Raw genomic sequence first — 7,048 nt, 5'->3', positions numbered from 1 at the left:
TGCTGGCCGCCGGACAGTTGGGCGGGGTACTTGTGGCTGCGGCCTTCTTCGCGGCGGCCCGCCTGGTCTCCTCGCGCAGCGCCTCGGGACGCATGACCATCCCCTTGCCGTCCGCCGAGAGCACCAGCAGCATCTCCTCGGAGCCGGAGCCGGAGCCGGAGCCGGAGGCGTGGGCGCTGCGCACCTGTGCGTAGAAGTCGTCGACGTCCGCCGCGGCGCGCTGTACCAGCTGCTCGACCTGCAGCTTGCCCATGTGTGTGCCGGTGGCGCGCTCGACCGCGGTGGCCGCTGACTCGAACGAACCGCGCGCCGCCTCGATCGCCGCGAGCTCTTTGAGCTCGTGCGAGTGCCGCCCGACCGGCAGGTCCAGTTCGGCATCGGCCGGGTGCAGATTCGAAGCCCCCTTCGCGCGGTAGGCGATCCGCTCCACCTCCACGGTGCCGAACCGCGTGGACAGCAGCCGCTTGTGGCCCGCCTCGGCGGCGCGCCGCACCACCTGGTCGGATCCAGCGACCTCCGGCAGACGCTCTTCGCGCCGCGCATGCTGGGCGAACCACTCCTGCAGCATCAGGCGGTGCGCCTCGCGGCCGCGCGCGGCGATGAACCCCTCCGCCTCGGCGTGACAGACGCCCTGGTGGTCGAACAGATCGGTGAGCAGTTACTCGAAGGCGGCGCGGGCGGCGGGAATCACCCCGCCGGTCCCGGGCGGGCCGAAGTCTGGCGTCGGGCTCTTCCCTTGCGTCGTATCAGGCTTGTCACCAGGCACGACGCGGGGAAGAGCCCACCTGATCAGGGCCGATCGGGTGCGCGAACAGACCCCTGGACGGCTCGGCCAGCCACTCACCTCGCACCATGCGCTTCAGCCGCATCCGCAGCGTCTCAACGTGCCGGTGGTCGGCGGCCTCCTGGGTCACTTCGCAGATCTCCTTCGCCCGCAGCGTCGTATTCGCGCTGGCCAGCAGGGCCAGCACCGGCCAATCGCCCTCCGCGAGCACCTCACCGGTCGCGACGCGCACGACCGGCGGCAGACAGCCAGGTAGATCGTCCGCATCCGCACCCCGTGAAAGCACCCGCTCGAACTCCCCTTCGTCCGCGCCGCGTTCGGTGAACACGCGGACCAGCGTCGCCTGAGTGACTACCAAATCGGACAGCTCCTCCTCAGCGGCGGCGATCCGCTCGTTCAGCCCGGCCAGCTCAGCCCGCAGCCCCTCCACCCGACGCCGGGCCGCCTCCTCACGCTGCTTCAGCAACGCCAGCAGCTCCTGCTCCATGCGTCCCTCCCAGCGATGCCGCCGACACAACCGCGCCGGGCCCAACCCCCACACCACCCAGGGACTTACCGGACCACAGGAACGCGAAACCCCCGCTGATCACCGTCCCTCAAACAGAGCCGCACCCGACTCGGAACGACGGCTGCGCAAGCAGATCACGAAGCTGAAAGAACTCCGCGCAGCCGACAAAGAGCAGCTCGCGCAACTGGCAACGGACGTCGAGAACCTCATCCGGTTCGTCAATCAGCTCACCCTGGAAAACCGACAACTCCGCCAACAGCTGGCCGCGCCAGGCCCCATCGTTCGACTGCTACCTACCCAGCCCCAGCCTCCGGGACGGTGATCACACGCCGCCCCGCGGCGCAGGCGCCGGCCTTCGCCGTGTCAGTTCCCACCCGCCATAGGCCCGCGACATCTCCCGACGGCGCGCTGACCATCGTTGCACCCGGGTCGGTCGGGGAGGGACACCGGCCAGCGAACGGCGTCTGCGCCAGCAGGTCCGGCAGCTCAAAGAGCTCAGGGCAGCCGACGCGAAGGAGAGCCCCCAGCTCAAAGCTGATGTCGAGACACCTGCGCACGTGCTGTCGATGCAGACGACGCCATGGACCCCACCGTGGCGGAACTGTCGTGAACCGGTCCGGCGGCTGTCACATTCTGGCCGCGCCGGGTTCCCCGCTAATGGATTCCTGGTAAGCATCCGCGTAGGTGGGAGAGTCCTTGATCAGGTCGTCGCAGAACGCGGCGACGTCGGTGCCGATGAGTTCCAAGACTCCCTTTCCCTCGGCGACGCCCTCCTCGAAGAAGTCGACGATTCCAGGGAGGAGGGGCCCGTCGGACAGGCTGACCGGTCCGACCTTGAACAGGTACTTCTGCATCTCCTTGTACACAATCCGGTAGTCCGGCGGTAGCGCCTTGACCCGGGCAACATGCGCCCGCCACTGTTTCTTGCCTTCGATGATGTCCTGGATACTCACGTCAGTCTCCCAGCCGGCTCAATTTCCTTGCGACGTTCCTGTTCAACTGCTCGCGCCACCGGTCGCGATGAGTCCGGCCCCCAGCTCCGCCGGCCAGCGCCGTACAGAAGCCCTGGATGTCGTCGCCGAGCACCTCGTGGATGCTCTGCCCGTCCGCTGCCGACACTTCGAGCAGCCCCAGGGCAGAATCGAGGATCGGTGTCAGGTTGCGGCCGGTGAAGTCCCCGTAAGGGAAGAGGTGAGCGACGATCTGGTCCCACGCCTCCCGGTAGTCGTCCGGCAGAGCCTCAACCCGGGCTCCGAACGCCTCCCAATCTCTGGTGAGATCGCCCCCTGTGACCTTCTCCCAGAAGTTCATCTCCCGCCCTCCTTAAGCCTGTCGATGCGTGATGAGAGGTACTGCCATTTCGCCCAGAACCTTGCGAGTTCCTCGCGCCCGGCGTCGTTGAGCGCGTAGAACTTGCGCGGCGGACCGACCCCGGATGGACGTTTCGTCACCTGGACGAGCCCGTTCCTCTCCAGCCGCAGCAAGATCGTGTACACCGTCCCCTCGATGACGTCGGCGAAGCCGAGCTCGTTCAGCTGGCGAGTGATGGCGTACCCGTAGGTTTCCTCGCTGCCAATGATTTCGAGCACGCAGCCTTCGAGCGTGCCCTTCAACATCTCCGTCAGGTCGTCCATCGCCGGTGCTCCTCAACCCTGCCAGTACTACGTGCTACCGAGTACCGCTATACGGTATCACCGAGTAGTGGAACGGCGACCTCTCCGGTGGACACGACCCCCGAGCCGACTCGTTCGGCGAGCACCCGGGTCCGCCGAACGCTGCAGCCCGTCATCGGTTGAGCTGAAGGCTGGCTCTTACACGTCAACATGCTGAACTTGACTGAGAATCCGCCGGGTGGGGCACCCGGGAGACGCTGACCGTCACTCTCGTGCAGCCCGAGCTGGTCGTCGAGATCGGCGTCGATATCGCCCGTGACGTCGGCGCCACCCCGCCCGCCTCCACCGGCCCCGCACCGGCCTCTCCCCCGCCGACGTCCCCTTCATGGCCACGCCATCGTGGCGGCGGCGCAGCGCGCGGCGCCGACGGCGCGCAGGCCGCAGGCACGCAGAGTGCGATCCCCCGGCCGGCCGCACGGCCCCTCCCCACCTCCCCTCCGGCCCGCCTGCGCCTGAAGCCGTCCAAAGGTGACGTGGAGCGGGACGTGCACCCCACGCCGACTCATCACCGGGCAGATGTCATGCGGTAGTTGATGACTTCCTCAACGAGCGTAGAGGAATGGCGCGCAGAATGAACAAGCGAGGCCGACCGAGTCGATATCACGGCGTGTCATTCAGGGGCCCGGTCCGTGGCGCCCACCGCTGTTCGCGCCGCCGCCACGAATGCTGCGATCGCCGGGTGAGTGCCGCCTCCCGCACGGAAGGCGATCTTCGAGCGGCGGAAGAGGGGCAGCCGGGTCAGGACCACGTCCTCGGGGGTGCGTTCCGTGGCCATCTCCGGTACGAATCCGGCGCCTTGGCCGATGGCGGCCAGCGCCAGGACCGTACGGAAATCGTTGACATGATGGCGGATGCGCGGCTGGAAACCAGCCGCCTGGCAGGCGCGTACAGCCATCGCGTGACCGGTCGTGCCGTCCCGGGCCGTGATCCATGGGGTCGTGGCCCACCCGCACCTCGGCAGGGAACTGATGCGCGAGCTGGACGACGCAGGAATGCTCGGTCTCCTCGGCGTGATGGTCTCGGACCGCTCCTCGGGACGCGTACGCGGTACGCATGGCCCGGTCGCCTCCTACACCCTCCACGCCGAGGACGGTCGCCGCCTCCTGCGGTCCATCACCCACATGGGACGCATCCTCTTCGCCGCAGGAGCGCGCGAAGTCCTCACCGGCATCCCGGCACACCCGTCGGTCACCTCGCCCGCCGATCTCGACGACGTCGTCCGCCGCACCGGTCGCCGCCGCCTCCACCTGTCGGCGTTCCACCCCACGGTAACCGCCGCGCTGGGGGGATGACCGGCACTCCCCCGTGTGCCCCGACGGGCGACTGCGCGGAACGGAAGGGGTGCTCGTCGCCGACGCGTGCCTGCTGCCGTCGTCGCCCGGTGTGAACCCTCAGATCACCATCATGGCGTTGGCGCACGCCGTGACCGAGCAGGCCGTCCGCCGCGACGGGGGATGACAGGGCGCCTGCCGCCTGTCACGGACGGGCGACCGCAGTCGCGTGGTCATGGCCGCGGTCGCGAGCCTGCCGTCGGACCGGGGTGCCCGAGCCGAAGCCGAGCTCCTGGGGCAGGTACGCCCGCTGGATACCGATGTGAGGCACGAACAGGAGCCGCACAAAGTCTGCCGGTCACAAACCCTGCGGCCTGCCCGCCACCAGCCTGGGCGCAGGGATCGGCACCAACGGCTCAATCAGCAACCACAGTTCGCCGGCCTGGAGCCTGTAGCGGTGCTGGTAGTAGGAGCGAAGTGTGTCCAGGTCGCTCTGCGAGCCGTTTGCCGAAGCGGCGGGATGCTGCGACGATGCCGCACCGGTTGTAGATCACTTGTGGCTGGAGTCCGTCCGTCGGTTCGAAGACGGTCATGATGCTGTCCTGGGTCGGGCGGTGCCCTTCGCGGTCGATGCGCCCGGCGGCCTGCTGCTCGGACTCTGACAGAGATCCGGCGCGGTATCCACGCGGGAAGTCGAGGTCGGCACCGGTCTCGATGAGCGATCTCGACACCAGCAACGTGTCCAGGCCGGCGTCAAGGCGCTGCTTTGCCGCTCGGATGATCTCTCTGCGGTGGCCGCCGGTCATGCGGGTAGACAGGTGCAAGTACCGGTGTCGTCATCACGGTCGCCGAGCCAGACCGCGCCTTGGAGCGACCGAGGATCGCAACATCACCATGCCGGCCTTTGCGACCTGCCACCGGGAACTGGGCGCCTTGCCGAGTGCCGTCCTGCCGTCCTGCGATCAGGAGGTCGATGACCACCCCGCCGCGTTCCCTGCGGAGCCCCAATGTGGTGTGTGCGCTTCCTCCGCCTAGCCTAGCTAGCGGTTGACGGACCGCATCCCCGCCTCGTCGTACCGCTCACCGGCCGCCTCGGGCAGCTCCGCGTCGATGCGGGCCAGATCGTCCTTCGTCAGGTCGATGCCGACGGCGGCGGCGTTCTGCTCCAGGTAGGTGCGGCGCTTGGTGCCCGGGATCGGCACCAGGTCCTCGCCCTGGGCCAGCACCCACGCGATGGCCAGCTGGGCCGGCGTCACGTCCTTCTCGGCGGCGATCTCCTTCACCTTCGCCGCCAGCCGCAGGTTCGCCTCCAGATTGGCGTCCTGGAAACGCGGGTTCTGGCGACGCCAGTCGTCCACGTCCAGGTCATCCGGCGAGGTGAACCGCCCGGCGAGGAAGCCGCGGCCGAGGGGCGAATACGGCACGAAGCCGATGCCCAGCTCCCTGCAGGCCGGCAACACCTCGGCCTCCACGTCCCTCGACCACAGCGAGTACTCGCTCTGTACGGCCGTGACCGGGTGCACGGCGTGCGCACGCCGGATGGTCTGGGCGCTCGCCTCGCTCAGCCCGATGTGGCGCACCTTGCCCTCGGCGACCAGTTCGCCCAGCGCGCCGACCGTCTCCTCGATGGGCACGTTCGGGTCGACCCGGTGCTGGTAGTACAGGTCGATGTGGTCGGTTCCCAGACGCTTCAGGGAGCCGTGGACGGAGCTGCGGACGTGCTCGGCCGAGCCGTCCTGCGGGCCGACCGTGCTGATGTCGCCCGGTACGGCGTCGTCCATCCGGTAGTTGAACTTCGTCGCGATCACATACTCGTCGCGGCGCCCCCGGATCGCCTCGCCGACGAGGGACTCGTTGGTGAGCGGGCCGTACATCTGCGCGGTGTCGAGGAAGTTCACCCCGAGGTCGAGGGCGTGCCGGATCGTCGCGACGCCCTCCTCCTCGTCGGCGGTTCCGTAGAAGGCGGACATGCCCATGCACCCCAGGCCGATGGCCGATACCTGCAATTCCCGCAGACTGCGCTTCTGCATGTCGTTTCCCAGCCTTCCCTGCATGCTTGATCGTCCTTCGGGCGGCACGAAGTCTGCCGTCCATCCAGGCACAGATGCCGTCACCCGGCATCCCGGGAGGAGCGGGCCCTGAGACGGCCTCGTGTGCCGTTGCGTCCTCGACGGTATGGCTTCGAGCGCACTCCAAGGCAAGTGGGATGTGAGGAAGGCCTGGCTCCGGGACGGGCACCACACCCGTGTGACGCTCCAGTGCCCTAAGGAGACGAGCCTGGAACCGTTCGTCCTCGCGTGCGGGATGCGGCGCTCGGGGACGCCGGTGGTACCAGCGGCCGCCCGTCCGCGGGACGACTCCACCGGCGCCCGCCAGCCACCTCTGGGTCCGGCCTCCGGCTGTCAGATCGTCCGGTGCGCCCGCCCCTCCCATACGGGTGGGCGCCCGCCCGGGGTCGACGGCGTGACTGCTGGTTCCCTCGCAGACGATGTTGACCGTGGTCACTTCCGGGTGGCGCACCCCTCCGGGGTGGAGGGCGGCCGCTGGGGGCGGAGCGTCCGGTGGCCTGCATCTCCTGTGCGGTGCCGGGGCGAAACAGGGTGGAGAACAAGGACCACGGAGGAGAGAGCATGACCGATACGAGCGTGGGCCGCAGCGCAGTGCTGTCGAGAAGCGTGATGTCGTCTGCACAGGCCGGTGATCACCGATGACGAGATGGACGCCCCGGCCCGACGGCGGCCGGCCCTCGGGGAAACCCTGCTCCCACACTTGGACGGCGGACCCACCCCCGCTGAGTGGGACGTGCGCGTCC

Annotated in this window: 9 protein-coding genes and 3 pseudogenes; 3 read left to right on the top strand and 9 right to left on the bottom strand. The window is 68.7% G+C overall.

From position 1 onward, the window contains the following. The 5 genes and pseudogenes from ABZ281_RS30540 to ABZ281_RS30520 form a co-directional block, all read right to left on the bottom strand. Positions 1-568: pseudogene (locus ABZ281_RS30540) on the bottom strand (ISKra4 family transposase); the annotation flags it as partial. A gap of 187 nt (positions 569-755) precedes the next feature. Next, positions 756-1,271, bottom strand: coding sequence for a hypothetical protein (locus ABZ281_RS30535; protein ID WP_356660689.1), 516 nt, complete (start codon positions 1,269-1,271; stop codon positions 756-758). 647 nt (positions 1,272-1,918) lie between these two features. Beyond that, on the bottom strand, positions 1,919-2,245 hold the full coding sequence (locus ABZ281_RS30530; RefSeq protein ID WP_356660687.1) for a DUF1048 domain-containing protein: 327 nt from the start codon (positions 2,243-2,245) through the stop codon (positions 1,919-1,921). Between the two features lies 1 nt (position 2,246). Then, positions 2,247-2,603, bottom strand: a complete 357-nt coding sequence (locus ABZ281_RS30525; RefSeq protein ID WP_356660685.1) for a DUF1048 domain-containing protein — start codon at positions 2,601-2,603, stop codon at positions 2,247-2,249. Beyond that, the gene (locus ABZ281_RS30520; RefSeq protein ID WP_219188469.1) at positions 2,600-2,926 is read right to left on the bottom strand and encodes a PadR family transcriptional regulator; all 327 of its coding nucleotides are present in this window, start codon (positions 2,924-2,926) and stop codon (positions 2,600-2,602) included. Before ABZ281_RS30520 ends, ABZ281_RS30525 begins: the two co-directional genes overlap by 4 nt. A gap of 251 nt (positions 2,927-3,177) precedes the next feature. Between ABZ281_RS30520 and ABZ281_RS30515 the strand changes: the two genes are divergently transcribed. Next, complete coding sequence (locus tag ABZ281_RS30515; protein WP_356660683.1) at positions 3,178-3,495, top strand: hypothetical protein; 318 nt, start codon at positions 3,178-3,180, stop codon at positions 3,493-3,495. 80 nt (positions 3,496-3,575) lie between these two features. Here the strand turns inward: ABZ281_RS30515 and ABZ281_RS30510 are convergent, their stop codons facing one another. Beyond that, positions 3,576-3,860, bottom strand: coding sequence for a LysR substrate-binding domain-containing protein (locus tag ABZ281_RS30510; protein WP_356660681.1), 285 nt, complete (start codon positions 3,858-3,860; stop codon positions 3,576-3,578). Between the two features lie 28 nt (positions 3,861-3,888). Here ABZ281_RS30510 and ABZ281_RS30505 point away from each other — a divergent pair, with 28 nt between their 5' ends. Together ABZ281_RS30505 and ABZ281_RS30500 are read left to right on the top strand one after the other, a co-directional pair. Further along, positions 3,889-4,257 carry a hypothetical protein gene (locus ABZ281_RS30505; protein ID WP_356660679.1) on the top strand — a complete coding sequence of 123 codons (369 nt, stop codon included), beginning with the start codon at positions 3,889-3,891 and terminating at the stop codon, positions 4,255-4,257. Between the two features lie 10 nt (positions 4,258-4,267). After that, positions 4,268-4,423: pseudogene (locus tag ABZ281_RS30500) on the top strand (GMC oxidoreductase); the annotation flags it as partial. Positions 4,424-4,486: 63 nt separating this feature from the next. On the opposite strand, the pseudogene ABZ281_RS30495 reads toward ABZ281_RS30500, so the two are convergent. From ABZ281_RS30495 to ABZ281_RS30485, 3 genes and pseudogenes are all read right to left on the bottom strand, one after another. Next, positions 4,487-4,576 (bottom strand): annotated as a pseudogene (locus tag ABZ281_RS30495) (IS5/IS1182 family transposase); the annotation flags it as partial. Positions 4,577-4,652: 76 nt separating this feature from the next. After that, complete coding sequence (locus ABZ281_RS30490) at positions 4,653-5,042, bottom strand: hypothetical protein (protein WP_356660677.1); 390 nt, start codon at positions 5,040-5,042, stop codon at positions 4,653-4,655. Between the two features lie 234 nt (positions 5,043-5,276). Beyond that, positions 5,277-6,266, bottom strand: coding sequence for an aldo/keto reductase (locus ABZ281_RS30485; RefSeq protein WP_356660691.1), 990 nt, complete (start codon positions 6,264-6,266; stop codon positions 5,277-5,279). Positions 6,267-7,048: the final 782 nt, after the last annotated feature.

The organism is Streptomyces sp. NPDC006265 (assembly GCF_040613555.1).
Taxonomy (GTDB): Bacteria; Actinomycetota; Actinomycetes; order Streptomycetales; family Streptomycetaceae; genus Streptomyces.
The sequence above is the reverse complement of the archived record's forward strand: the minus strand, read 5'-3'. Positions and strand labels throughout refer to the sequence as shown.

Coding starts and splice junctions, on each gene's coding strand:
- ABZ281_RS30485 (WP_356660691.1), bottom strand. CDS start 6,266: ATGCAGAAGCGCAGTCTGCGGGAATTGCAGGTATCGGCCATCGGCCTG.
- ABZ281_RS30520 (WP_219188469.1), bottom strand. CDS start 2,926: ATGGACGACCTGACGGAGATGTTGAAGGGCACGCTCGAAGGCTGCGTG.
- ABZ281_RS30490 (WP_356660677.1), bottom strand. CDS start 5,042: ATGACCGGCGGCCACCGCAGAGAGATCATCCGAGCGGCAAAGCAGCGC.
- ABZ281_RS30510 (WP_356660681.1), bottom strand. CDS start 3,860: ATGGCTGTACGCGCCTGCCAGGCGGCTGGTTTCCAGCCGCGCATCCGC.
- ABZ281_RS30535 (WP_356660689.1), bottom strand. CDS start 1,271: ATGGAGCAGGAGCTGCTGGCGTTGCTGAAGCAGCGTGAGGAGGCGGCC.
- ABZ281_RS30525 (WP_356660685.1), bottom strand. CDS start 2,603: ATGAACTTCTGGGAGAAGGTCACAGGGGGCGATCTCACCAGAGATTGG.